This window comes from Malonomonas rubra DSM 5091 (assembly GCF_900142125.1).
Lineage (GTDB): Bacteria > Desulfobacterota > Desulfuromonadia > Desulfuromonadales > Geopsychrobacteraceae > Malonomonas > Malonomonas rubra.
Genome location: NZ_FQZT01000016.1, coordinates 1 through 25,941 on the forward strand (window position 1 = coordinate 1; position 25,941 = coordinate 25,941).

The window sequence follows — 25,941 nt, forward strand, 5'->3', positions numbered from 1 at the left end:
AACCCTGACGCAGCAACGCCGCGTGAAGGATGAAGGCCTTTGGGTCGTAAACTTCTGTCAGTGGGGAAGAAATGCCAGTAATGGTGATGACGGTACCCGCAAAGGAAGCACCGGCTAACTCCGTGCCAGCAGCCGCGGTAATACGGAGGGTGCAAGCGTTGTTCGGAATTATTGGGCGTAAAGAGCATGTAGGCGGACTGTTAAGTCTGATGTGAAAGCCCGGGGCTCAACCCCGGAAGTGCATTGGATACTGGCGGTCTTGAGTATGGGAGAGGAAAGTGGAATTCCGAGTGTAGGAGTGAAATCCGTAGATATTCGGAGGAACACCAGTGGCGAAGGCGGCTTTCTGGACCAATACTGACGCTGAGATGCGAAAGCGTGGGGAGCGAACAGGATTAGATACCCTGGTAGTCCACGCCGTAAACGATGAATACTAGGTGTTGCGGGTAACCACTCCTGCAGTGCCGCAGCTAACGCATTAAGTATTCCGCCTGGGGAGTACGGCCGCAAGGCTAAAACTCAAAGGAATTGACGGGGGCCCGCACAAGCGGTGGAGCATGTGGTTTAATTCGACGCAACGCGAAGAACCTTACCTGGGTTTGACATCCCGATCGTACATTATGGAAACATAGTGGTCAGTTCGGCTGGATCGGTGACAGGTGCTGCATGGCTGTCGTCAGCTCGTGTCGTGAGATGTTGGGTTAAGTCCCGCAACGAGCGCAACCCTTGTCCTTAGTTGCCATCATTTAGTTGGGCACTCTAGGGAGACTGCCGGTGTTAAGCCGGAGGAAGGTGGGGATGACGTCAAGTCCTCATGGCCCTTATATCCAGGGCTACACACGTGCTACAATGGCCGGTACAAAGGGCAGCGATACCGCGAGGTGGAGCTAATCCCAAAAAGCCGGTCTCAGTTCGGATTGGAGTCTGCAACTCGACTCCATGAAGTTGGAATCGCTAGTAATCGCGTATCAGCATGACGCGGTGAATACGTTCCCGGGCCTTGTACACACCGCCCGTCACACCACGGGAGTCTATTGTACCGGAAACCGGTGGGCCAACCTTCGGGAGGCAGCCGTTTATGGTATGATCGGTAACTGGGGTGAAGTCGTAACAAGGTATCCGTACCGGAAGGTGCGGATGGATCACCTCCTTTCTAAGGAGCTTGCTTCGTGGCAACACGAAGGCCAAGCCAAAACGACAGAATCTTTATAAGTTCTTAGTCTGCTATTTAGTTTTGAGAGACCAGGCCTCTTCGGTGGAAGGGGTTTTGTGTTCTTTGAAAACAACGAATAACACGGATATGTGTGGATGTGGGCTAGTAGCTCAGCTGGCTAGAGCACACGACTGATAATCGTGAGGTCGGAGGTTCAAGTCCTCCCTGGCCCACCAGATCAATTCGGGGGTGTAGCTCAGTTGGGAGAGCGCCTGCCTTGCAAGCAGGAGGTCATCGGTTCGATCCCGTTCACCTCCACCATATTACGTAAGATTATTTGTTCTTTGACAATTGCATACGACTGATAGATTTAAGAGACATCATTGTTCTTGTGATGAGGCAATGATGAGCAAGCGATATACAAGTAAAGGTAAAAGCAAAGTAAGTACTTAGTAAAAGACTATTTATGGTCAAGCTACTAAGGGCGTACGGCGGATGCCTTGGTATCGAGAGGCGATGAAGGACGTGGTAAGCTGCGATAAGCTTCGGGGAGCCGCTAAACAGGCTTTGATCCGGAGATGTCCGAATGGGGAAACCCGGCGGGGATTATGCCCCGTCATCATGCACTGAATACATAGGTGTATGAGGCGAACGCAGGGAACTGAAACATCTAAGTACCTGTAGGAGAAGAAATCAATTGAGATTCTGCTAGTAGCGGCGAGCGAACGCGGATTAGCCCAAACCGAAACTACTACGGTGGTTTCGGGGTTGTGGGGCCCCGATGTGGGATTGATGATTGGTAGTTAAAGGCTCTGGAAAGTGCCGCCATAGTGGGTGATAGCCCCGTAAACGAAACCATGATTCACTCTAGGGTGTCCCCGAGTACCACGGAACACGTGAAATTCTGTGGGAATCTGGGAGGACCATCTTCCAAGGCTAAATACTCCTCGATGACCGATAGCGCATAGTACCGTGAGGGAAAGGTGAAAAGAACTCCGATGAGGAGAGTGAAATAGACCCTGAAACCGTATGCCTACAAGCAGTTGGAGCACCATGTATATCAGGTGTGACAGCGTGCCTTTTGCATAATGAGTCAGCGAGTTACGCTCAGTAGCGAGGTTAAGCCGTTAGGTGGAGCCGCAGCGAAAGCGAGTCTGAATAGGGCGCCATAGTTGCTGGGAGTAGACCCGAAACCGAGTGATCTATCCATGTGCAGGTTGAAGCGACGGTAACACGTCGTGGAGGACCGAACCCACTTAGGTTGAAAACTGAGGGGATGACGTGTGGATAGGAGTGAAAGGCTAATCAAACTCGGAGATAGCTGGTTCTCCCCGAAATATATTTAGGTATAGCCTCGTATGAATCGTCCCGGAGGTAGAGCACTGAATGGGCTAGGGCCCTCACCAGGGTACCAAACCTAATCAAACTCCGAATGCCGGGAACGTCTGTACGGGAGTCAGACTGCGGGTGATAAGGTCCGTAGTCGAGAGGGAAACAACCCAGATCGCCAGCTAAGGTCCCTAAATCTGTGCTAAGTGGGAAAGGTTGTGGGAATGCATAAACAACCAGGAGGTTGGCTTAGAAGCAGCCACCCTTTAAAGAAAGCGTAATAGCTCACTGGTCGAGTGGGCCTGCGCCGAAAATGTAACGGGGCTCAAGCACAGTACCGAAGCTGCGGATTTGTACTTTGTACAAGTGGTAGGGGAGCATTGTAGCGACCGCTGAAGGTGTACCGTAAGGAGCGCTGGAGGAACTACAAGAGCTTATGCTGACATGAGTAGCGAAAATGTGGGTGAGAAACCCACACACCGTAAGCCCGAGGTTTCCTTCGTAAAGGTAATCTGCGAAGGGTTAGTCGGCCCCTAAGGCGAGGGCGAAAGCCGTAGTCGATGGGAAACAGGTTAATATTCCTGTACCTCTTATAATTGCGATGGGGGGACGGAGAAGGGTAGGTCATCCGGGTGTTGGACGTCCCGGTTTAAGCGAGTAGGTGGGGAAGGCAGGTAAATCCGCTTTCCTATTAAACATCGAGACGTGATGACGAGAGCTTTAAGCTCATAAAGTGATTGATCCCATGCTTCCAAGAAAAGCCTCTAAGCTTCAGATTATAAGAGACCGTACCGAAAACCGACTCAGGTGGGCGGGCAGAAAATGCCAAGGTGATTGAGATAACTCTGGTTAAGGAACTCGGCAAAATAACACCGTAACTTCGGGAGAAGGTGTGCCTCCATTAGGTGAAGGGATTTACTCCCCGAGCCGAAGGGGGTCGCAGAGAAATGGCGGTAGCGACTGTTTACTAAAAACACAGCACTCTGCAAACTCGTAAGAGGACGTATAGGGTGTGACGCCTGCCCGGTGCCGGAAGGTTAAGGGGATGTGTTAGCGCAAGCGAAGCATTGAACCGAAGCCCCGGTAAACGGCGGCCGTAACTATAACGGTCCTAAGGTAGCGAAATTCCTTGTCGGGTAAGTTCCGACCTGCACGAATGGCGTAACGACTTCCGCACTGTCTCAACCAGGGACTCAGCGAAATTGAATTGGCGGTGAAGATGCCGTCTACCCGCGGCAAGACGGAAAGACCCCGTGAACCTTTACTACAGCTTGGCAGTGATATTCGGGACAGCATGTGTAGGATAGGTGGGAGACTTTGAAGCTGGCACGCTAGTGTCGGTGGAGTCGCCCTTGAAATACCACCCTTGTTCTTCTGGATGTCTAACCTAGGTCCATTATCTGGATCGGGGACACTGCCTGGTGGGTAGTTTGACTGGGGCGGTCGCCTCCTAAACGGTAACGGAGGCGCGCGAAGGTTCCCTCAGGCTGATTGGAAACCAGCCGAAGAGTGCAAAGGCATAAGGGAGCTTGACTGCAAGACATACACGTCGAGCAGGTGCGAAAGCAGGTCTTAGTGATCCGGCGGTTCTGTATGGAAGGGCCGTCGCTCAACGGATAAAAGGTACTCCGGGGATAACAGGCTTATCTCCCCCAAGAGTTCACATCGACGGGGAGGTTTGGCACCTCGATGTCGGCTCATCACATCCTGGGGCTGAAGTCGGTCCCAAGGGTTTGGCTGTTCGCCAATTAAAGTGGTACGCGAGCTGGGTTTAAAACGTCGTGAGACAGTTTGGTCCCTATCTGCCGTGGGCGTAGGAGATTTGAGAGGATCTGTTCCTAGTACGAGAGGACCGGAATGGACGAACCACTAGTGTTCCTGTTGTGGCGCCAGCCGCATCGCAGGGTAGCTACGTTCGGAAAGGATAACCGCTGAAAGCATCTAAGCGGGAAGCCCACCTCAAGACGAGATCTCCCTGGGGTTTACCCCCTGAAGGTCCGTTGGAGACTACAACGTTGATAGGCTGGATGTGTACGCACAGTAATGTGTTTAGCTTACCAGTACTAATTGACCGTGAGGCTTGACCATAATAGTTTTTTGTTGGGATGTGGGGAGAGGTTTTCCTCTCCCCCACCCCCTTTAAAAGTTATCGCAAAGAGTAATCTACAAGTCGTATAGCGATTGAAAACCAGTTTACGGTTTTCGGTGGTTATAGCGTAGGGGTCACACCTGTTCTCATCCCGAACACAGAAGTTAAGTCCTACAGCGCCGATGATACTGCATTGGAGACGATGTGGGAAAGTAGGTCGCCGCCGAAATTATTTTGAAGCCCTCAACCTTACGGTTGGGGGCTTTTTTTGTTTCTATACTGCTAATACTTCCGCCGCCGAAGACAAATAAAAGCTCCGGCACTTATGCACTCGGAGCTTTTTTGTTCTGGCTCTATTTTCCTTTAAGCTTTATTAGGCTCAATTCCGTAGGTCTTGATTTTGCGGTGCAGGTTAGAACGTTCCAAGCCGATCTCTTCAGCCGTTCGGGAAATGTTCCAGTTGTTCTTTTTCAGCTTTTCCAGCAAGAATTGCTTTTCAAAAAGCTCTTTTGCTTCGCGGTATGAATCAGGCATTTCTCCCATGGCATTGGTGCTGGTGGCTTTAACCGGTGCTCCTTTGGTGATGGCATGGGGCAGGTCAGCCATACGGATGATATGCTCCGGTGTCATGATCACCAGCCTTTCAATCAGGTTTTTTAGCTCACGAACGTTACCGGGCCAATTGTAGCTGATCAGACTCTCAAGGGCGCCTTTTTCCATCGATTTGATTTCGCGGCTCTCTTTGCTGCAGAAGTATTGCAGAAAATGTTTTGTGAGCCTCGGAATATCTTCCTTGCGTTCGCGCAGTGGCGGAACGGTAAAAGGAAGGACATTGAGACGGAAGTAAAGGTCTTCGCGGAAATTTCCTTCCTTTATTTCTTCTTCGAGATCTTTGTTCGTCGCCGCAATGACCCGTACATCGACCTCAATGGTACGGTTGCCACCTACACGCTCAAATTTATGCTCCTGTAGAATGCGTAAGATTTTTGCTTGGGTTTTCAGGCTCATATCGCCGATTTCGTCAAGAAACAGGGTTCCCCCGTTGGCTTGGTCAAACTTACCTTTACGGGCAGCTGTCGCTCCGGTAAAGGATCCTTTTTCGTGGCCGAACAGTTCCGATTCGATCAGTTCTTCGGGAATAGCGGCACAGTTGACTTCGACAAACGGTTTCCCATGACGCGTTGACTGGCTATGGATAGCACGGGCGACCAATTCTTTACCGGTACCGTTTTCTCCTGTGATCAATGCCCAGCCGGAACTGGGGGCTGCAATTGCAATCTGCTTTTTCAGTTTGGCGATGGCAGGGCTCTCACCGATCATTTCGTAGTCACGATTAATCTTCTCTTTCAAGGCCTGGTTTTCAGCAACCAGTTGGCCGATTTTCATCGCGTTCTGAATGGACAGTAAGACCTTCTCCAGTGAAAGCGGTTTTTCAATAAAATCGTACGCACCTAGGCGGGTTGCTTTAACAGCCGTTTCAATAGTCCCGTGGCCACTCATCATGATGACCAACTGGTTCGGACGCTGATGTTTAATACGCTTCAGCGTTTCAAGTCCATCAATTCCTGGCATCCAGATATCGAGCAGGACCAGGTCTGGGTCTTCTTCCTGAATCAAATTGATGGCATCTTCGCCAGTTGCGGCGAAAGCCGTTTGAAAGCCTTCGTCCTCAAGTATTCCCTCGAGGCTCTGGCGGATGCTGATTTCGTCGTCAACAATCAGGATACTTTTCATCAGTATCTTTGACTCCTTGTGCAGTCGTTGTGATCAGGAAATATTTGCCGGCAACTCGATAATGAAGCGTGACCCTTTCGGGCTGTTGTCCCTGACACGAATATAGCCGTTATGGTCAGAAATGATAGTCGAAACTATCGCTAAGCCCAATCCGGTCCCGGTTTTCTTAGTGGAAAAATAAGGTTCAAATAAGCGCGGTTTATCTTCATCGCGGATGCCGGTTCCGTTATCTGAAATCGTCAGCGTAATGATTTGAAGTTCCGGGTTATAGATCGATTCAATGCCGATTTTGCCCTTGTCATCAAGGGCTGCGACTGCATTTTCAAGCAGGTTGATAATCACTCGTTTGATCTGCTCGCGGTCGAGGTTTGACGTTGGTAGATTCTTGTCCAGTGACTTGGAGAAGGCGATGTTTTTATGCCCCTCCTGATAGAGAATCAGACACTCGTTGACAATTTCATTCAGGTTATTCGGGGTCGGCTTAGTCGCTGGCATGCGAGCGAAGTTAGAGAATTCGTTGACAAGATTTTTCAGCTCGTCGACCTGTCGACTGATCATCTGAGTACAATCGTCGAAGACGTTGTCTTCACTTTCAAAGCGGGAGAGATAACGTCTGCGTAGCCGCTGTGCAGAGAGCTGGATCGGTGTCAGCGGGTTTTTGATTTCGTGAGCTATGCGCCGGGCAACTTCACGCCACGCAGCCATTCGCTGAGCTTTGAACAGCTGGGTCAGGTCGTCAAACACAGCAACTGTTCCCATGAAATTACCCTGGTCATCTCGCAGGGTTGTCAGGTTGATCAGCAGAGTATACTTTTCGTTGCCAATTGGAATGGTCAATTGTTGACGAATCGTTCCCTTTTCAGAGTAGAACAGCTCTTTCAGGAGTTCCATGATTTGTGGCATGTATGGCGACGGAATAACTTTGCGGAAATCCTCACCGACAATCTTTTCCGCTTTAAAATGGAGCAGATTTTCTGCCGACTTGTTGACGGTTGTCAGGCGGCCATAGCGATCGACGGAAACAACACCTGCAGTGACATTTGCCAGCACGATCTCCATGTAATTACGGCGTTGCTCCAGTTCTGTGTTGGAATTCTGCAGTTCTAGATTTGCCGCTTCAACTTCGATGCGCCCCTGCCGTAAGTCGGTCGTCATGGTGTTGAAGGCCTTCACCAGTGTTCCGATTTCGTCGGTACTGCGGGTTTCCAGCTGAATGTCAAGATCGCCCGAGGCAACCCGGCTGGTCGCTTCGGCCAGTTCTTGAATCGGCACAGTGATCCCGCGTGCAAGGTGAAATCCGAACCAGGTGGCGAGAAAGATGATGATCAGAGCAATCAGCAGCAGGATGATAACGTAGCCTTGCTGGATTTCTCCCTTTATCTGTTTTGTGGTTTTGTACTGATCAACCGAGCTGGCAATCTCCTTGATTTTGTTTATCAGAGAGTAGGGAACATAGTAATTAACCACCACCACCCCGACGATATCCTTGGGATTCCAATTCGATTGGACTGGCACGATACCGCGGATCAAGTCGGCCTGGCCAACTGGTGAAATCTGGGAAAAACGCACACCTTGCAAGCCTTCCCGTACCGGGTCGGAGGTTGCTGAGGTGATTTTGATAATTGGTAGTTTCGGGTTGGCAACACGAACCAGCTCTTCGTGAGTGGCAGAGAAAACTTCGACGATACCCAGATTGTATTCCTGTTGCTTCAGTTTGATCAGCTGCCTGAGTTGCGGCAGATTTTCCTCGTTCAGGAGCTTGCCCTGTTTGATCTGCTGCGCCAGTTGATCGGCATAATAGAGGGCGTTTGCTTCCGAGTTGCGATAAAAAGTTTGGGCGACGTTAAGTGACTCATCAAGGGCGTTCTCGACCTGGGCGTTAAACCAGTTATCGATACTATTGCTGATAAAACCGGCTGAAACGAAGAACAACAGCATCGTTGGAACCAGTGACAGCGCAATAAAGGCGCCGACGAGTTTACTGCGAAGCTTCGCGCCCGGAACTCCCCGTCGTCTTTCCAGCATCAGTTTGAACAGGTTGCGGAAGATCAGGAACAGGAACAACAGAACCAGCAGTATGTTCAGGTTGATCAGTCCAAGTGCAATGATGTTGTTGCTGATCGGCAACTGAGAGGACAGGTCGATCAGCTCGGTTTCCAGCTGTGGTATCAAAACAAGAACCAAAACAATAAGAATCAGCAAAACCCATTCTCGGGCTCTGCGGCGCGGTTTTTTCAGTTTCGTGATCTTATCGTTTGCTTGGTTCATCAGATGCTTTCCGCTTAAATCGACAGAGAGCTGATTTTATTGAATACAGGGCGACAACACAAGAGCAGTGTCGGTTCTGCACAGAGATAAAAAAAGGCAGCCGGAAAGGCTGCCTTTGAAATGCTGGTGAAGCTTAGGCTTTACTCCACGCCAGGTCGATGGCAAATGCGCCGGCGTTGGCCCTGCGGGCTTCTCGCACCGCTTGCTCGCTGAACTCCACATAAGTCCAGTGAGATGGATGCTCGAGAATGGTTTGTACCATCTTGGCGTTCAGGTCGTGCCCTGCCTTGAATGCGCGGATGTGTCCAAGAATCGGGTGGCCGATCAGGCTGAAGTCCCCGCACGCATCAAGGATCTTGTGCCGGACGAATTCGTCAGGATAGCGCAGGCCCTCAGGGTTCATGACGCCGTCATTGTCGATAACAACAGCATTTTCCAGGGAGCCCCCGCGCGCCAAACCGTTCGCCTTGAGGTATTCGACTTCTTGCAGGAAACCGAAAGTCCGTGCGGAGGCAATATCTTTACAGAAGTTCTCAGTGGTGAACTTCATGCTGTACTGCTGGACCGATATTGCTTTGTGATCAAAAGCGATATCAAAGGTGATACGAAAGAAGCGGGACGGGATGATGCTGATCCGTTTTTCCCCTTCAATAATTTCCAGCGGCTTGCGAATGGCAATAAACTTGCGGCTTTGTGGCAAAGCTTTGATGCCTGCCTGCTGAATTTCTCGAATAAAGGGAGCTGCACTGCCATCCAGTACCGGAACTTCAGGTCCGTCAATATCGACATTCAGGTTGTCAATACCGAATGCTGACAGGGCCGCCATGAAATGCTCAATCGTAGATACGGTTGCACCTTGGCTGCCGATAACGGTCGCCATGCGGGTATCGACAACATTTTCGTGCGAAGCTTTAATCGCGATGGTCTGTTCGCCGTCGGTACGATAAAACACGATACCGGTATTCGCTTCCGCCGGTCGCAGTTTTAGATTGATACGAGCGCCGGAGTGCAGACCGATTCCCGAAATAGTAATACTTTTTTCAATGGTGCGTTGCAGAATCATCTATCTATCCAATCAAGTTTTTAAAAAATCCAGAATAGTATTTTAGCAAGGAATGTGCCACTAATTCTTAGTTTTTAACTTGTTGGATTTTATGAATTATTCAAAGAGGGCTGGTGGCTGATATTACAGACTGTTGCGTCTGCAACCGCAAAAGAGTTCGAGGAGTGTGCCGAAACCGCCACAACTGCAAGGGCTACATGCGGCCGGAGCGGAGGATAGCTATAGCCAGACCGAAACCGAGAAAGCCGGCGACAGTGTAACCAAACAGGCCAAGCACCGGGAAGCCGAATAGGATTGGACCTTTGTCGGTCTGCATGATCAGCGAAGAGCCGATGATCAGCGCGGCGATCACCATGCTGAACGAGATCCGGTTGGTCGATTTGTCCAGGTCAGTGATCATCCGCTCCAACCCGCGATGCTCCAGGTCGATTTTGAACTTGTTCCGATTGACCCGGTTGATAAATTCCTTGATGTCGCGCGGCAGACTTTTTCCCAGCGACTGGTATGACTGAACTGTTTTTGACAGTTCTTTCGACAGGTTCGCTGGTGAGTAGCGTTCTTTGACGATTCTCTCGGTAAAGGGACGCAGGTGCTCGACCATGTTGAACTCCGGGTCGAGCTGGCGGCCGATCCCTTCCATGGCGATCAGGGAACGGGACAGCAACATCAGGTTGGAAGGGAACTTGATACGGTACTCTGTCAGGATTTCGATAAAGTCGATCAGCATCTTGCCGACTTTCAGATCCTGTAGCAGCACATCGTAATAATCATCAATAAATTCGGCCAGGTCACGCTTCAGGTTCTTGACGTTCGATTCATCGACCAGTTCGCCGGAGTAGAGGAGTTGCGAGATGATGTGGTCGACATCACGTTTCAGCACCGCAAACAGCAACTCGGTCAGCTGGTACTTCAGGTCATCGTCGAGGCGCCCCACCATACCGAAATCAAAAATGCAGATGACATTGCCAGGTAGAATATGCAGGTTCCCGGGGTGGGGATCTGCGTGGAAAAAGCCGTGTTCGAAAACCTGTTCAAGGAAAGTTGTGGCACCATGACGTGCAATCAGCTTCGGGTCATATCCTTCTCGCAACAGTTCATCGACATTGGAGATTTTGATGCCCGACAGGTACTCCATCGTCAGCACGCTACGCCCTGAATACTCCCAGTAAACTTTGGGGATGCGAACATGCTCATTGTCTTCGAGATTGCTTGAGAAGCGATCTATGGTACGGCCTTCACGGGAAAAATCGAGTTCCCGGTAGATCGTGCGACGGAACTCTTTGACCAGCCCGATCGGGTCGTACATTTCGCCGCCCGGCAGGTGTTTGTCGACCAGGTAGGCCAGCCCCATCAGGATATCGACATCTGTCTCGATGACCGATTCGATGTTCGGACGGCGAATTTTCAGCGCCACCTGCTCGCCGGTTTTCAACCTGCCACGGTGAACCTGGGCGATGCTGGCGGTCGCGATCGGGGTTGGTTCAAAGGATTCGAACAGATCCTCGACCGGTTGTCCCAGTTCCAGATGCAGCTGGGCCCGAATCAGATCGCTATCGACTGCCGGCACGCGGTCCTGCAGCTTTTTCAGCTCATCCAGGTATTCAGCAGGGACAACGTCGGGGCGGGTGGAGAGCAGCTGCCCCAGCTTGATAAAGGTTGGCCCTAGTTCTTCCAGGGCCAGTCGCATGCGCTCCGCCTGAGACAAACGCTCCAGTTCGCGAGATGCAGTTCCGAGCGAAACAATCCGCTTGCCCAGCTCAACATAATAATCGATGTTGAGCTGTTCAACGATATGGCCGAAACCGTACTGAATCAGGATTCCGAGAACCTGACGGTAACGTTTCAGCGATCTGATGTTACGGTTGATCCGGGTAATGGGCAGCATGCGGTTCCAGTGATCTATTTGTTCATTGCTTTTAGTTGTTTTTCCAGCTCGGCCACTTTCTTCTTCAGCCCGGCGACGTCCTCTTCAGTGACCACGCCGACGCGCTCACAGGCTTTTTTCACCTCTTCACGGGCCATGTCTTCCAGTTTCTTCTGGCTCTCTTTGGCGGCATCCTGCAGTTTATCCAGCAGCTTTTTGCCTTCGTCTTCAGACAGGTTGAGCTTTTCCTTTAAATCATCAATCAGTTCTTCTGCTTTTTTCTGGGTCAGGGAAACAGCACCGATTCCGGCCAGCAAAGTTTTTTCGACAATCTCCAACATGGCAACCTCCTGTAACGGTAAATTGGAAAACCTGTAAAAATTATAACAGTTTCAGTGTCGTGTTCAATTGCTGCAAGCGTTCTGCGACCTTTGGCTTATTTTTTCTTGCGGTAGTAGCGATCTTTTTCCGAGTAGATGCAACCGCAGTATTGCTGCCGGTACAACCCCATCTCTTTGGATATTTGTATTCCTTCATTCCAGCCACTGCGAAAATCTTCATAGTGAAATGTTAAACCATAAGCCTGCGCCAGCTCGCGTCCGTAATCGATAATTTCCTGGTGTCTTTGGTAGCGCGAGTAGAGCAGGGTGGTGGTGAAGCCTTCAAAGCCCTGCCGCTTGGCTTCTTTGACTGTTGCCAGCAGGCGGGAACGATAACAGTATTCACAGCGGTTTTCCGATTCCTGGGCAACCGCAGCGAGAAACTCCTCCAAGCGATATTCTTCATCGTACGTGACCGGCAGGTCGACTGCGGCAGCATATTCTTTGGTCGTTTCCAGTCGTTTCTTGAATTCTTGGTAGGGATGAATATTGTCGTTGTAGAAGTATCCCGCGAGTTGATGATCCTGTTCGCGCATAACTTTGACGGGGTAAATGGCGCAGTTTGCGCAGCATATGTGTAATAAAATTTGCATTTTATGCTCCATGAAATGCTGCAGCCGAAATCAATCGACCTTGGGCAGATTCAGTTTTTTCCAGACCTTTCTTGCCAGTTTTTTTGCCGCCAGCGGACTTTTTAAGCGGCTGTGGCAAAGACTGTTGAGCTGTTTTTTCAGCTGGCCAAGATCTTTCCAATATTGTTGCTGTAGAACGGCTAACTGGTTTCTGTCTTTGGGAAGCTCGGCTTCCGATTTTCCCAGTTGGGCGCATAGTTGCAGTGCTCCAGCCAGTTCCTCACCGTAAACCTGCAGTTTGCTGCCGTTGGCATCTTCCAGTTCAATCTGCCCCAGCAATTCACTGACAACAGTTAATGGTGGAGAGAAATTGTACGTGACAATCTCCGGCTGTTCCAGAAAATAGAGATATTGCTCAGGGAAGGTTGGAATGCCGATACTTTCCAGCTCCAGAGCCAGTTCGTCTCGCAGCTTTTTGTCGGGTGACTTCTCGGTCGATTTACGTACTTCTCCATCGCGCAAGGATGCCGTCAGGTCTTCCAGCTGGGGCGCATGTAGCAGTTTGGCCAGATGCTGATCCAGGTTCTTCAGTTCATCAGGCTTTGTGCTGATAATATTATCAAGTTCCTGCAGAATCAAAGAGTCAGGACAGGGGATTGGTTCCTGTTTCTCCATGTCCGCATCACGATGAATTTCGATCTGAAGAATTTTATTGAACAGCTGACTCAGTGTGCTTTGCTGGTAAAATTCGAATCCCCTGTTGCTCTCTTTCTCAGCGTGCTCTGCCTGAGTCCAGTGGAGCTTTTCATCCAGCAGTTGATAGAGATCATCTTCTAGTTCCAGCGCCATTAATATCTGGTTGCGCAAAAAGCCGCTGCTGCTTGGCACAGGAATTTTTCTTTTTGCGTAGGCCGTTTTGACACAAATGCTCGTGTCCAGCAGTAACCCCGGTTCTAACTCGAGACGTATTTTATCTGATGACAGTTGTTCGACGCTTGTCAGCTGGTAGCTCTCATATAGCAGTTCCCAGAAAATATCATCAGCCTGACTTTCCAGCAGCTCTTTCGGTAGCTGCAGGCTCAAGCTCCGCTGTGATTTGGCCAGTCCGAGCAGATGCAGCAACTCCCAGTACCAGAAAGGTCTGTCTGCTGGAATGCGGAATCTGCGATTCGGCCAGGAGGTGCGCAGCAGCATGCCGCAGTGTTGCCGTTCTTCCCGCGGAAGCAATTGCTGATTGTGCAAAAAAGCGTGCACCGTGGCATTGTTTTGCCGACTCAAATCGAGCTGAAACAGGTTGCCTGCCTGCAATTCAACCGATGCTTGCTGGAGCAGGGCATTGCGTAGGCAGGCTGCCGCCAGGAGCGAGGGAGAGTCGGACAGGACCAGCCTGGTTTGGGCCGCAAATACTGCTCCTTCAGGATAAAGAAGGATGTCGCTTGGCGGCGCTGGCTGCTGGTTTCTGCTCCATTGCTCAATCAGCAGGCGGATGCTGTCGGTCGCTCTTTCTCCCGGCTGCAACCAGGACAGTTGCCGCAGGCGCAGCAGCAGGTGGTGGAAGCAAACGGCTGCGTCGAGGGGCAGTTCCGGCGGAGATTCGATCGTCTGCTGGGAGAAAACCTGTTGCAGATGAGTTGGTAGCTCCGGCAAAGAGAGGTGAATGGCACGCTCCAGCTTTTCCGGCAGAATGGCCGAGGGGAGCTTCTGGTACCAGGCCAGACCGAGCAACTGCAACAGCAGCAGGCGATTCGCTTCTTCCGCCAGCTGATCGGCGTCATCGGCGACAGTGGTTTCTTTTTCGGCGCGCTGGCGGCGGTAGCTGTCAACCAGTGCTGGCAGAGCATGATCGAGGGTGGTCTGAAACAGGTTGTGCAAATAGTGTGGCGACAGTTCTTCGTTGGTCACGTGGCCGATGACCGCGAGCAGCTTCAGCGCTTCCAGCACATCACCCAACAGGTGCCGGAAGCTGTCCGGGTGGTCACTGTTTTGCAGCGCAAAGCTCTTGTATTGCTCGACATCTTCTTCGCCTAATTGCCAGATGCGAACCTGATCGGTTTCCCAGGTGACGAAATGTTTCAGGCCGAGTGCATCGCAGAAGCTGCGTCCGCGATCGAGTTCCTGTTCCAGATCTTTTTCCGGTAGTAGCAGAATGCCGCCAGCCATCATACTCTGGCGATTGATCCAGAACACCAGCGGCGGGTGCATTGTCCCTTGGTCTGTGTGCACCTGCGGATAGAGATCGACGCGACGGAACGGTGTGCGACCGTTCTCGATGATCAACTCAGTCCAGAGAGCCAGTTGCTGAGCAAATTGTTGCAGGTCGGGGCGGTTCATGGTTACTTAATCGAACAGGTTGCCACTGCTGGACACATCTGCAGTAGTGCGCTGGAAGTGGCGGAAGCAGAGCTCGGTTGCCACCCGACCGCGCGGTGTGCGGTTGAGAAACCCCTGCTGGATCAGGTAGGGCTCGATGACATCTTCAATGGTATCGCGCTCTTCGCCGATCGCCGCCGCAAGAGTGTCGAGGCCGACCGGGCCGCCGGAGAATTTGTCGATGATCGACAGCAGCAGCAGGCGATCCATGTAGTCGAGGCCCTGGTTGTCGACTTCCAGCCGCTTGAGGGAATGATCGGCCAGGTCCTTGGTGATGACGCCGTCACCTTCGATTTCAGCAAAGTCGCGTACCCGGCGGAGCAAGCGATTGACGATCCGGGGTGTGCCACGGCTGCGGCGGGCAATCTCGCCGGCGCCATCGGCATCGATGCTGATGCCGAGAATTCCGGCGCTGCGCTTGACGATGGTGGTCAGCTCCTCGTGCGAATAAAACTCGAGCCGGCTGATAACGCCGAAACGGTCACGCAGGGGCGATGACAACAGTCCGGCGCGGGTGGTGGCGCCGACCAGTGTGAAGCGGGGGATATCGAGCTTGATGGTGCGGGCCGACGGGCCCTGACCGATCATGATGTCGAGCTGGTAATCCTCCATCGCTGGGTAGAGAATTTCCTCCACCACCGGCGAGAGGCGATGGATTTCATCAATGAAAAGGACATCGCCTTCCTCCAGGTTGGTCAGCACTGCCGCCAGATCTCCCGCTTTTTCGATGACCGGACCGGACGTGCTTTTGATGCTGACCCCCATTTCCTGGGCGATGATGTTGGCGAGGGTGGTTTTTCCCAGCCCCGGCGGGCCGAAAAAAAGCACGTGGTCAAGAGCCTCCTGCCGTTTACGCGCGGCATCGATGAAAACCTGCAGGTTCTTTTTGGCTTTGCTTTGGCCGACATATTCCTGCAGGGTGCGCGGTCGCAACCCGGTTTCGTAATTTTCTTCTTCGGGGAAGCTGTCGCCGGTAATCAGACGTTCGTCCATGATCGCTCCCTATTTGACCAGGATTTTGAGCGCCGCTTTGAGAATCTCTTCCAGCGGGGTGCCGGGAGCGATTTTCAGGCTATTGAGTGCTTTGCGCGCTAACGTCTCTTTGTAGCCCAGATTGACCAGCGCTGACAAGGCATCCTCGTGGCTGCCGGCGTTAACCGGCTTGGCCCCATCTTGTGGTGGGACAGTGCCTTCGACGGCGAAACGAGTTGCCTTGTCCTGCAACTCCAGCACCAGACGTTCGGCACTTTTTTTGCCGATTCCCGGAATCGCAGTCAGACGAACCACATCTCCCTGGCTTAGCGCCATGGCCAGTTCATCGGTTGGGATGTGGGAGAGGATGGTGATGGCCAGTTTGGGGCCGACGCCGGAGACTGAAATCAGCAACGCGAACAGGTCCTTTTCCGCATCGGTGAGAAAGCCGAACAGGTGGATGGCATCTTCTTTGACATGAGTGTGCACGCGTAGCTGGATTTTGCCCTTTTCTGGCAGGGCATAAAAGGTCGACAGCGGAATCTGCAGGCGGTAGCCGACGCCGTTGACATCCAGAATGATCTGTTCCGGGCTGCGGAGAGCCAGTTCTCCGGTGAGTTGTGCAATCATCGACGCGTCCTCTGTGCTAAACGGTTGGTTTGATTGACCTGGCCGGTCAAGTGGTGGCTGTGGGCATGACAGATAGCGACAGCGAGAGCATCAGCCGCATCTTCCTGGGCGATCTCCGGCAGGTTGAGCAGGGTGCGGGTCATCTGCTGAACCTGGTTTTTTCCGGCCCGGCCGTAACCGACCACCGCACTTTTAACCTGCAGGGCCGAATATTCAGCGACCGGCAAGCCGGCGTTGATTCCTGCCAGCAAAGCGACGCCGCGGGCATGTCCCAGTTTCAGGGCTGAGGCCGGGTTACGCGCCATGAACACCTGCTCCACGGCCACCGCTTCCGGTCGGTACTGCTCGATCAGGCGGCATAATTCCCGGTAGATCAGTTGCAGTCGTTCAGCCAGAGCATCTTTGCTGCGGGTAAAAATGGCGCCATTGTCGATATGGATCAGCCGGTTTCCCTGCTGCTCGATGAAACCGTAGCCGGTCGCTTTGCTGCCGGGGTCGATGCCGAGAATTCGCATACACAAGAAGAAAGGAAAAAGGACGAAGAGAGACCCCTTCATCCTTTTGCTCTTTCCCATTTCCTTTCAGGCGTTAGCCCATAATCTTCTCCATCTCCTCGTCGGAGATATCGAAGTTGGCGTGAACGTTCTGGACATCGTCGTTGTCTTCCAGTACGTCGATCATCTTCATCAGCGATTCCGCCTGCTTGCCTTCGACCGGGTTCATGTTCTGCGGGATCATGGTGACTTCGGCCGACTGGTATTCCAGCCCCTGTTCGGTCAAGGCGTTGCGGACGGTTTCGAATTCGGACGGGTCGGTCACAACTTCGATGATACCGTCCTCTTCCTTGACGTCTTCTGCGCCAGCTTCAAGGGCGGCTTCGAAGATGGTTTCGAAGTCGTTGCCTTCACCGAAGATAATCTGCCCCTTGCGGTCGAACATGAAAGCAACCGAACCGCTGACGCCAAGGCTGCCGCCGTACTTGTTGAAAGCGTGGCGTACTTCAGCAACAGTACGGGTGCGGTTGTCGGTCATGAACTCGACGATGACGGCGACTCCACCCGGACCGTACCCTTCGAATACGCCTTCTTCGTAGGTGACACCGTCGAGATCGCCGGTTCCTTTTTTGATCGCCCGCTCGATGTTGTCCTTCGGCATGTTGGCCTGCTTGGCTTTATCGATCGCCAGGCGCAGGCGGGCATTCGACTCCAGGTCGCCACCACCGATTCTTGCCGCGATGGTGATCTCTTTGATCAGTTTGGTGAAAATTTTGCCGCGCTTGGCGTCCTGTGCGCCTTTGCGGTGTTTGATGTTGGCCCATTTACTATGTCCAGCCATGGTTTCCTACTCCTTAACTTCTTTGGTCTTGTATGCAAAACGCCGGCAACAGCCGGCGTTTCTGTTTGTTTATCCAGAATCGGTTTTCAGTTGTCGTGTGGATCGTTGCGATAGCCGATGATTTTCAGGTTGTCGGTAACGCCAGTGACACCTTCAGTCTCCTGCACGTTGCCGAGAGCAACTTCACGTTCTGCTTCACTGTAGACATGGCCGGAGAGGGTGACGTGACCTTTTTCAACTTCGATGTTGAACCAGATTTCATCTATCCGCTCGTCGGCCAGCCGTGCAATCTGCAGCTTCTTCTGGATAATCAGATCCCGCAGCTTGGCTTTCCCTGCGGTTTTGCTTTCCAGCAGATTCTGGTCTTTGACTCCCTCGGCGATCAGCTTGACAGCAGTTTCGTTGGATAGGCGGACTGTATTGATGACCAGATCGTAATTGAGCGGGTCTTCCCAGTCCCTGTCGAAGTAGTATTTGATGAAGCCGGCGCGTTGCTGATCGCTTTTGCGCACCAGCGAACGGGCCAGGTCGGGGTCGATCCATTCGCGCTCGGCCCAGCGCTCAACCCGGTCTTCGAACGGAGCGATCACCCGAACGCGAAAGACGTTATTGAGTCCGGGGAGCAAGTCCTGCCCGCCGCGACCATAGATGATGACATTCCCTTTAAGAGCTTCTTCCAACACGATCAACTGGATGCGGTTGGTGCTGAGCTCTATCTGCCGGTCTAGCTTTTCAACGAATGCAGGTGGTTTCTCGTCTGCCTGCAGCAGGTGTTCATCAGTCAAGCCGTATTGCGCTGCGACGTCTTTAATCGCGTCGCCGTCGACCAGTTTATAGCCGAGTTCCTCAGCCACTTGATGAACGATGGGGATGCCGCCGCTACCCATTTCCCGGGAGATAGTAATGATCGCCATATCTTCTCTCTCTCTTGTAATACTTGCCGTAGTTGTTCGGTCGGCTACTTCTTTTTCTTGCCTGCTTTATAACCGGGCTTGTGGTCGAAGTAGTGAATAGTTTCAATGAAGCGGACGGTGCGGCTCTTCGAGCGCATGACCACCGTGTGGGTTTTTGCGCCGCCGGCAAAGTAACGGACGCCGCGGACCAGTTCCCCGTTGGTGACACCGGTTGCGGCAAAGAATACATCGCCTTTGGCCATTTCTTCCGTATTGTAGATCTTGTCAAAGTCGGTGATGCCCATTTTACGTGAGCGGGTACGTTCCTCTTCGCTCATGAAGACCAGCCGCCCCTGCATGAAACCGCCAAGGCATTTGATCGCCGCTGCCGTCAGAACACCCTCCGGAGCGCCGCCAACGCCCATCATCATATCGACTCCGCTGCCTTCGATGGCGGATGCGACTGCTGGAGCGACGTCGCCGTCGGTGATCAGTTGACAACGGGCGCCGGCTTTGCGGATTTCCGCAATCTGCTTGTCGTGGCGCGGGCGGTCGAGCAGGACGACCATCAGGTCCTGCGGTGAGCAGCCTTTGGCCTTAGCCAGGGCGAGAACGTTTTCACCTGCTGTTTTCTGGATGTCGCAAGCGCCAATCCCGGCCGGACCGGTAACCAGCTTGTCCATGTACATGTCGGGAGCGTGCAGAAAACCGCCGCGCGGAGCCATGGCGATGGTGGCGATGGCGCCGTTTATTCCCTTGGAACAGATGGTTGTTCCTTCCAGCGGATCAACGGCAATATCAACTTCGCATTCACCTTCGCCGCCGCTGCCCAGCTCTTCACCGATATAGAGCATCGGCGCTTCGTCCATCTCCCCTTCGCCGATGACGACGAGGCCGTTGATCTCCATGGCGCCGAGAGTACGTCGCATCGCTTCGGTTGCGGCGGCATCAGCGGAAATTTTATCTCCTTTGCCGACCCAGCGACCGGAGTCGAGGGCGGCCGCTTCTGTCACTCGTGCCAGTTCCAGAGCCAGGTTTTTATCCATTCGGCAAATCTCTTTTCACGTCGACTAAAAAGTGCTTCCATGTTGGCGGTAGTGTTAGCGGGTCATAATGGCATGAATTTCGCCCAAGTTCAAGTGGCGCAAAGGGGCTGAGATGGATAAGTTGCGAAAATGGTACGGATCATGTCTTTGTGTCGGCATTGCTTTGATCTTACTTATATTTCCGGGTAATCGAGTCTTGTTTTTAGCAGGGGGGGTGGCTATAATCGCGCCTTTCGAACCTAGCCCGTACGAGTGATGAATCTCATGACGATTTCAGTAGAAGAAAAACCGGAACTGGTCGAGCTGCTGCACAGGCGGATTGAAGAGGCCGGAGGCATCGATTTTGCCGAATTTATGGAGCACTGCCTCTACCACCCTGAATACGGTTATTACACTACGCCGCGGACCCGCATTGGCAAAGAGGGTGATTTTTTTACTTCATCCAGCGTTCACTCGATGTTCGGTCGTCTGATTTCCCGCCAGTTGGTTCAGATGTGGCAGCTGCTCGGTGAGGGCGATTTCACCATCGCCGAACAGGGCGCCGGGGAGGGACATCTCTGCCTCGATATCCTTGACGCGCTGGCGGAGGAGGCCCCGGAGTTTTACCAGCGTCTCAAATACCGTATCGTCGAAATCAGCCCCGATCACCGCTCGGGTCAGAATACCAAGCTTAAGCGGCATGTCGACGCTGGCCGAGTCGAGTGGTGCACTATTGATCAACTGCAGGGGATGGAAGGTTGCTACCTCAGCAATGAACTGGTTGACGCTTTTCCAGTCCACCTGGTTGATAAGAACAACGGTGAGCTGAAAGAGATTTTCGTTGTTAATAGCGAAAAGGGTTTCGTTGAAGATGTTCGGCCGCTGGAAAACAAGGCCATCAGCGATTATTTCGAGCTGGTCGAGCACGGTTTGCTCGAGGGCAACCGGGGTGAGGTGAACCTGCAGGCGCTTAGCTGGATGAAAAGCGTCGCGAGGGTGCTGAAGCGAGGCTTCGTGTTGACCATCGACTATGGCTATCCGGCAAAAGAACTTTATGCCCCTTTCCGCCGAAACGGCACGCTGCTTTGTTATCACAAACACCAGTCGAACGAAAACCCTTACCAGCGGGTCGGCTGCCAGGATATCACCGCACACATCGATTTTACCGCACTGCAGAAAGTCGGCGAACAGAACGGCCTGGATTCCCTCTACCTTGGAGATCAGTGTAACTTCCTGCTCGGAGTCGGTTTTCTTGAAGCGCTGATGGAATTGCAGATGCGCACCAGCGATCCTCAGGAAGCTCAGGCGATCCGCATGACATTGAAAAACCTGATCATGCCGGAGGGAGGAATGGGGGAGAGCTTCAAGGTGTTGGTGCAGGGGAAAGATGTTGGCCAACCGGATCTGCTTTGTGCCCGAAAGATTTCTGATATTCGCCTGCCGCCGGGAGCCTTTTAGGCCGTCGGCTTGCGTGAGAAAAGCAACAAGCGCTATACTGCGCTATATACCTACAACGGAGGAAACTCAAGATGAAAGAACGTGTACAGGAAGTTTTGGATCAGGTTCGTCCCGCTCTGCAAGCTGATGGTGGTGACTGTGAGCTGGTTGATGTCAGTGAAGATGGAATCGTCAGTGTCAAGCTGACCGGCGCCTGCGGTTCCTGCCCGATGTCGACCATGACCCTGAAGATGGGTATCGAAAGAACCCTGATGGAGAACATCCCGGAAGTTAAGGAAGTCGTTCAGGTTCGTTAAGCTGTTTGCGAAACCAGATACGTAGCTTGAAGGGCCGATGCAGATTGCATCGGCCCTTTTTGCGACAGGTGTCAAATGGTGCGAATTTATTAACAGGGAAGGACGGCAAAAAGAGAGGTTGATTTTGTTGTTTCAGTAACAAAAAGCTGGAAATAAGGCCACGAGAATGTTATTTTTACCACTGGTCGAGTTTTGCAGGGGCTGCCCCAATCTTTTTCTGCGAGTTTGCTAACAGGGTTGAAAATGAAATCGACAGAGCGACGTAAGGAATTATTGATCTGGCTGGAGGAGGAGGGGACTTTGAGCCTCTCCGAAATGGTCGAACGTTTCGGTGTTTCGAAGATGACTATCCATCGCGACCTCGATCTGCTGGAACAGCGGCAGGTGCTCAAGCGGATTCACGGTGGTGCGGCCCGTATCGAAAAACTGGTGCGAGATCGGGACGGCCGTTACGAATCGCGGCTGGAACAGGGTAGCTGCCTGGTCTGCTTCCGCCCGCCAACCCAGCAACTGCTTTACACTCTGACACTGAAAAATGGCGAGCAGAAGGTCGCCTGCTGTCCGCACTGTGGTATTTCCGCGCATCTTATGCTCGGAGATCGTATCGCCATGGCGCTGACCGCTGATTATTTGACCGGAAAGCTGCATTCGGCGCAGCACTCATATTTTGTTTTTGGCAGCGTCGCTGTGCCCTGCTGCCGCCCATCGATTCTGACCTTCGAGGATAAAGAAATGGCGGATCGCTTCCAGAAAGGTTTCGGCGGGCAGGTCGGAAGTTTGAGCGACGCCATGACGTTTCTTGAACGGGATATGAGCTTGGATAAGACTGATGGCTGCCCGCATTGCGCAGCGGCGAAAAGTCAGCAGGATGGTTGAGTAGAAAAGTGATAAAGGATAAAAGCGCTGTCGGGTAATCGTCGACAGCGCTTTTTTAATGCTTGAAACCTTGTAGGAAGCTGTGCAGTCGCAGCAGCAGCCCCTGTTGGGTGTGTAACGCGCCGTGCGGGCAGAGTTCCTGGCAGCAGAAGCAGCGGATGCAGCGATCGTAATCGATCAGTAGCTTGTGGTTTTCGATTTTCATCGCTTCAGGTGGACAGTGATTGACGCAGTCGTTGCAGAGTTTGCACTCACTGACTGTGACCACCGGTCTGGCGGTGATCGAATGTTTCAGGCTGTTTTTCAGGAATCCCTTCAGACCGAAATTGACGTCGGTCATTTTGGCTGGGCGAAAGTTGTCGATCTTCAGTTCTGATAGCGGGGCGCCGACCAGTTCTAACTCCTGCAGGTTGGTGAACGGGCGCCCGGTGTCGATTGCTTTCTGCTGGGTCCAGACCTGCTGCGGTTGCATGTCGACTAATTCTGTGGCGACGGTGTCGACTGCCTGCGCATTGCTCCCTGCCAGTAAAGCGCCAATCTGTACCGGATCGCCACTGCCGGGGCCTTCCCCCTCCATGCCGACGACCGCATCGACAATGTTCAACGTCGGCTGCAACTGCTCACACAAGTCCAACAACATCAACGCAAAAAAACTTTTGTCGGTTCCAGCCTGCAGGTGAAGGCGCGGTTTGCGCAGCCCGACCACCGCGCCGAACATGTTTTTCACTGCGCAGGTCAGACCCATCATTTGGTGGGTTTTGAGCTTTGGCAGGTTGATGATGACGTCGGCGTCGAGAATGTCCTGCGCGACTTCCAGTTCGTGAAAGGTGCCGCTGCGGGTTTTGATTTTGACCGACTGCTCGAACGGAGCAAAGCGCACCCCGGTTTCATCAATCACGTCCATAATACCCGATTTACGGGCAACGTTTTCGGGGGTGCCTATACCGGGGGAGTCGCCGACGCTGACGATCCCGCCTGCCTGCTTGGCGAGTTCAATCACTGCGCGGACAATTTCAGGATGAGTGGTTACCGCCCTGTCTGGTGTTTTGCCGGCCAACAGGTTCGGTTTCAGCAAGACTTTCTGACCAGGTTTGACAAACTGCGGCATGCCGCCGAGGGAGGCCAGCAGCTCGGTCAGCCTGTCTTTGACAACATCAGGGTTGTAGCTGTCGAGGGCGACGAGAGAAACGCGGTTGTCGATGTCTTTGCCCACTCGGTCAGCCATCAATCAGCTTGACCATCAGCTTGCGACTGCGTGGGCCATCGAACTCGCAGAAGTAAATTCCCTGCCAGGTGCCGAGCAGCAACTTTCCGCCGCGGAAGATAATTTGTTCTCCGGCGCCGATAAGGCTGCTTTTGATGTGGGCGGCGCTGTTGCCTTCTAGATGGCGATATTGGTTTTTCAACGGAACCAGTTGGTTGAGGCCGTTGATCATGTCATAGGCGACATCGGGGTCGGCGTTTTCGTTGATGGTGACAGCAGCCGTGGTATGAGGAACAAACAGTTGCACCAATCCTTCGCTGATGCCGGATTCTTTCACCAGTGTTTCGATCTGACGTGTGATTTCGACCAGCTCGGTTTGGGCACTGGTCGAAATTTTGAGTTCCTTTAGCATTGAATCAATCCTGCTTTTTCAGTGCGGCATAGACCGCTTCCAGTGCTGGCTTGCGGTAAATCAATCCCGTGTGACCAATGTTGTCGAGTTCAACCTGCTCACACCAGTCAAGCCTGGTGTTGGCATTCGGTAGCACCATGTTGTCTTTTCGTGTGTAGATATTGGTGACCCGGACACCTTCTGGTGGCGGCGCTGAATTCAACCGGCGCAGGAATTCCGATCCGGGAATCAAGACTTTGCCGAGAGAGGTAAAAGAAAGCGGCGCCAGTTTGGACCCATGGTGAGGCGAGCCAAGGATGACGCAGCGGTCAACTTTGCTGGCACCACCGCGAATCTGCATGTAGTTGCGGGCGATGATGCCGCCCATCGAATGGCCGACCAGGTGAACTTTGTTGACACCGAGTTTGTGCCGGAGTTCATCGATTTTTTTTGCGACCAGCTCAGTCAGCACTTCCTCATTGTGCCAGCAGGAAAGATTTATGGTGGCAATATTTTTAAATCCTTGCTGACGCAGTCCGGCTTTCAGGCAAAACCAGCTGGCCCTGTTGTTAAAGAGCCCGTGGAGAAGGAGAACCGGCGTTTCGCCTCTCTCTTTTGGCAGCTTGCGTGATTTCCTCATGCCGAACAGGGTGATCATCAGGGTGAACACGTTGAAGCAGGTTTCCTGTGCGATCAAGGACAGGGCCATGCGTATGTTGCGCGACCTGAACCGATCGTCAAACAGCTTGGGATCGGCGTTAGCGTACTCGTACCAGCACGTGCTATAAGTCAGAATGACAATTGCCAGGTTGGCGAGGATGAAAAGGACGAACAGTGTCGCTAGAATAAGAGTAAAAATGGACCAGAAACACCACATGATGAGGTTTTCTCCTGGGCTGAATGTAGCTATGATTTCAGGGTAGGTTTTTTATTTGCCGACGGGAAGCTAATCGGCGTCATTTCATCAGTTTGAAATTATGCCACGCGGGCTGATGAGCGTCAATCGGAACAGCAGTTTGTTAAGTGTTGGGACTGTAGATGGAAGCGCAGCTGAAAAAATTTGAGCAGCATCTGGCTGTGGAAAGAAACCTCTCGCCGCGAACGGTGGAGGCATATCTGCGTGACCTGAAGGATTTTTGTGCTTTTCTCCAGCAGGTAAAGTTGCCCGGTCCGGAAAATGCCTGGTGCAAGCAGGTTGACCTGCTGCTGTTGCGGCGCTACCTGGCCCAATTGCATGATCGCTGTGGGCGAACCAGCATCGCCCGGAAGCTTTCGTCATTGCGCGTGTTCTTCCGCTACCTTGTACGGGAGGGAGATCTGCAGGCCTCCCCGGTTGACGCTTTGGCGACTCCTAAAAAACAACAGTATCTCCCGCGTGTGCTCAGCGCTGAGCAGGCCGGCCAGCTGCTCGATGCGCCAATGAGTGGAAATCTTCTGTTGGTGATACGTGACCTCGCCATCTTTGAACTGATTTATTCCTGTGGTCTGAGGGTCAGTGAGCTGACCGGTCTTGATGTCGGCGCCATTGATTTTGCAGGTGCTTCCGTGCGAGTGCTGGGAAAGGGGGGCAAGGAACGCCAGCTGCCGATCGGTCGGACCGCCTGCGCCGCTTTACAGCGTTATCTGCAGGAGCGAGCTGACAGTCAGCTTGATGAACCGCTTTTTTTGAATCATCGCGGTGGGCGTTTAACGCCGCGCAGTGTGCAACGCAAGCTGAAAGATCGATTGCGCCAGCTCAACCTGCCGGGAGATGTGACGCCCCACGCACTGCGCCACTCTTTTGCCACCCATCTACTCGATGCCGGAGCCGACCTGCGCGCTATTCAGGAATTGCTCGGGCATGCCTCGCTGTCGACGACGCAGAAATATACCAAGGTCAGTTTTTCCCATCTGACCGATGTTTATGACCGTGCTCATCCGCGCAGCAGGAAAAAGTGACAAAATCGGTAATAATTATCTTGACTCCGCGCTATTAATCGTTAGACTGGCTCGAAGAAAATATAACGATAATCATTTTCATTCGCCAGTTGCCAAACTGA

At 52.6% G+C, this 25,941-nt stretch carries 20 protein-coding genes, 2 tRNA genes and 3 rRNA genes; 9 read left to right on the top strand and 16 right to left on the bottom strand.

Annotation, left to right across the window (positions count from 1 at the left end; genetic code table 11):
- The 5 genes from BUB13_RS15530 to rrf form a co-directional block, all read left to right on the top strand.
- Positions 1–1,153, top strand: a 16S ribosomal RNA gene (locus tag BUB13_RS15530); the annotation flags it as partial.
- 159 nt (positions 1,154–1,312) lie between these two features.
- Positions 1,313–1,389 (top strand) — tRNA-Ile (locus tag BUB13_RS15535).
- A 9-nt stretch (positions 1,390–1,398) separates the two neighbouring features.
- A tRNA-Ala gene (locus tag BUB13_RS15540) sits at positions 1,399–1,474 on the top strand.
- A gap of 147 nt (positions 1,475–1,621) precedes the next feature.
- A 23S ribosomal RNA gene (locus BUB13_RS15545) occupies positions 1,622–4,570 on the top strand.
- A gap of 113 nt (positions 4,571–4,683) precedes the next feature.
- A 5S ribosomal RNA gene (gene rrf, locus BUB13_RS15550) occupies positions 4,684–4,800 on the top strand.
- Positions 4,801–4,934: 134 nt separating this feature from the next.
- Here rrf and BUB13_RS15555 read toward each other — a convergent pair.
- The 13 genes from BUB13_RS15555 to glpX all read right to left on the bottom strand — a co-directional run bounded on the left by BUB13_RS15555 (position 4,935) and on the right by glpX (position 19,698).
- Positions 4,935–6,305, bottom strand: coding sequence for a sigma-54-dependent transcriptional regulator (locus BUB13_RS15555; RefSeq protein ID WP_208610190.1), 1,371 nt, complete (start codon positions 6,303–6,305; stop codon positions 4,935–4,937).
- A gap of 33 nt (positions 6,306–6,338) precedes the next feature.
- A complete protein-coding gene (locus BUB13_RS15560) occupies positions 6,339–8,573 on the bottom strand; it encodes a sensor histidine kinase (protein ID WP_072909690.1) in 2,235 nt (744 codons plus the stop codon).
- A 133-nt stretch (positions 8,574–8,706) separates the two neighbouring features.
- Positions 8,707–9,636, bottom strand: a complete 930-nt coding sequence (gene lpxC / locus BUB13_RS15565; protein WP_072909691.1) for a UDP-3-O-acyl-N-acetylglucosamine deacetylase — start codon at positions 9,634–9,636, stop codon at positions 8,707–8,709.
- 193 nt (positions 9,637–9,829) lie between these two features.
- The gene (locus BUB13_RS15570) at positions 9,830–11,521 is read right to left on the bottom strand and encodes an ABC1 kinase family protein (RefSeq protein WP_072909692.1); all 1,692 of its coding nucleotides are present in this window, start codon (positions 11,519–11,521) and stop codon (positions 9,830–9,832) included.
- A 14-nt stretch (positions 11,522–11,535) separates the two neighbouring features.
- Entirely contained in the window at positions 11,536–11,841 is a 306-nt protein-coding gene (locus BUB13_RS15575) for a phasin family protein (RefSeq protein ID WP_072909693.1), read from the bottom strand.
- 95 nt (positions 11,842–11,936) lie between these two features.
- Positions 11,937–12,473, bottom strand: a complete 537-nt coding sequence (locus BUB13_RS15580; RefSeq protein ID WP_072909694.1) for an epoxyqueuosine reductase QueH — start codon at positions 12,471–12,473, stop codon at positions 11,937–11,939.
- Between the two features lie 30 nt (positions 12,474–12,503).
- Complete coding sequence (locus tag BUB13_RS15585; RefSeq protein ID WP_072909695.1) at positions 12,504–14,783, bottom strand: hypothetical protein; 2,280 nt, start codon at positions 14,781–14,783, stop codon at positions 12,504–12,506.
- 6 nt (positions 14,784–14,789) lie between these two features.
- The gene (gene ruvB, locus BUB13_RS15590) at positions 14,790–15,815 is read right to left on the bottom strand and encodes a Holliday junction branch migration DNA helicase RuvB (protein ID WP_072909696.1); all 1,026 of its coding nucleotides are present in this window, start codon (positions 15,813–15,815) and stop codon (positions 14,790–14,792) included.
- A 9-nt stretch (positions 15,816–15,824) separates the two neighbouring features.
- Positions 15,825–16,424, bottom strand: a complete 600-nt coding sequence (gene ruvA / locus BUB13_RS15595; RefSeq protein WP_072909697.1) for a Holliday junction branch migration protein RuvA — start codon at positions 16,422–16,424, stop codon at positions 15,825–15,827.
- Complete coding sequence (gene ruvC, locus BUB13_RS15600; RefSeq protein WP_072909698.1) at positions 16,421–16,939, bottom strand: crossover junction endodeoxyribonuclease RuvC; 519 nt, start codon at positions 16,937–16,939, stop codon at positions 16,421–16,423. The genes ruvA and ruvC overlap by 4 nt, the downstream gene beginning before the upstream one ends.
- Before the next feature lie 73 nt (positions 16,940–17,012).
- A complete protein-coding gene (locus tag BUB13_RS15605) occupies positions 17,013–17,759 on the bottom strand; it encodes a YebC/PmpR family DNA-binding transcriptional regulator (RefSeq protein WP_072909699.1) in 747 nt (248 codons plus the stop codon).
- 86 nt (positions 17,760–17,845) lie between these two features.
- The gene (locus BUB13_RS15610; protein ID WP_072909700.1) at positions 17,846–18,673 is read right to left on the bottom strand and encodes a cytidylate kinase family protein; all 828 of its coding nucleotides are present in this window, start codon (positions 18,671–18,673) and stop codon (positions 17,846–17,848) included.
- A gap of 44 nt (positions 18,674–18,717) precedes the next feature.
- Entirely contained in the window at positions 18,718–19,698 is a 981-nt protein-coding gene (gene glpX, locus BUB13_RS15615; protein ID WP_072909701.1) for a class II fructose-bisphosphatase, read from the bottom strand.
- A gap of 264 nt (positions 19,699–19,962) precedes the next feature.
- Between glpX and BUB13_RS15620 the strand changes: the two genes are divergently transcribed.
- The 3 genes from BUB13_RS15620 (at position 19,963) to BUB13_RS15630 (ending at position 22,307) form a co-directional block, all read left to right on the top strand.
- Positions 19,963–21,135: a class I SAM-dependent methyltransferase gene (locus BUB13_RS15620; RefSeq protein WP_072909702.1), complete on the top strand. Its 1,173-nt coding sequence runs from the start codon at positions 19,963–19,965 to the stop codon at positions 21,133–21,135.
- A 71-nt stretch (positions 21,136–21,206) separates the two neighbouring features.
- A complete protein-coding gene (locus BUB13_RS15625; RefSeq protein WP_072909703.1) occupies positions 21,207–21,431 on the top strand; it encodes a NifU family protein in 225 nt (74 codons plus the stop codon).
- Positions 21,432–21,674: 243 nt separating this feature from the next.
- Positions 21,675–22,307 (top strand): DeoR family transcriptional regulator, encoded by a 633-nt coding sequence (locus tag BUB13_RS15630; RefSeq protein ID WP_072909704.1) that lies wholly within the window; start codon positions 21,675–21,677, stop codon positions 22,305–22,307.
- Positions 22,308–22,362: 55 nt separating this feature from the next.
- Here BUB13_RS15630 and BUB13_RS15635 read toward each other — a convergent pair whose 3' ends face one another.
- From BUB13_RS15635 to BUB13_RS15645, 3 genes are read right to left on the bottom strand one after another with little or no spacing between them, the layout of a single operon-like run.
- A complete protein-coding gene (locus BUB13_RS15635; protein ID WP_072909705.1) occupies positions 22,363–23,532 on the bottom strand; it encodes a DUF362 domain-containing protein in 1,170 nt (389 codons plus the stop codon).
- On the bottom strand, positions 23,525–23,923 hold the full coding sequence (locus BUB13_RS15640; RefSeq protein WP_072909706.1) for a secondary thiamine-phosphate synthase enzyme YjbQ: 399 nt from the start codon (positions 23,921–23,923) through the stop codon (positions 23,525–23,527). Before BUB13_RS15640 ends, BUB13_RS15635 begins: the two co-directional genes overlap by 8 nt.
- Before the next feature lie 4 nt (positions 23,924–23,927).
- Complete coding sequence (locus BUB13_RS15645) at positions 23,928–24,779, bottom strand: esterase/lipase family protein (RefSeq protein WP_072909707.1); 852 nt, start codon at positions 24,777–24,779, stop codon at positions 23,928–23,930.
- A gap of 161 nt (positions 24,780–24,940) precedes the next feature.
- Between BUB13_RS15645 and xerC the strand changes: the two genes are divergently transcribed.
- Positions 24,941–25,840, top strand: coding sequence for a tyrosine recombinase XerC (xerC, locus tag BUB13_RS15650; protein ID WP_072909708.1), 900 nt, complete (start codon positions 24,941–24,943; stop codon positions 25,838–25,840).
- Positions 25,841–25,941 lie beyond the last annotated feature (101 nt).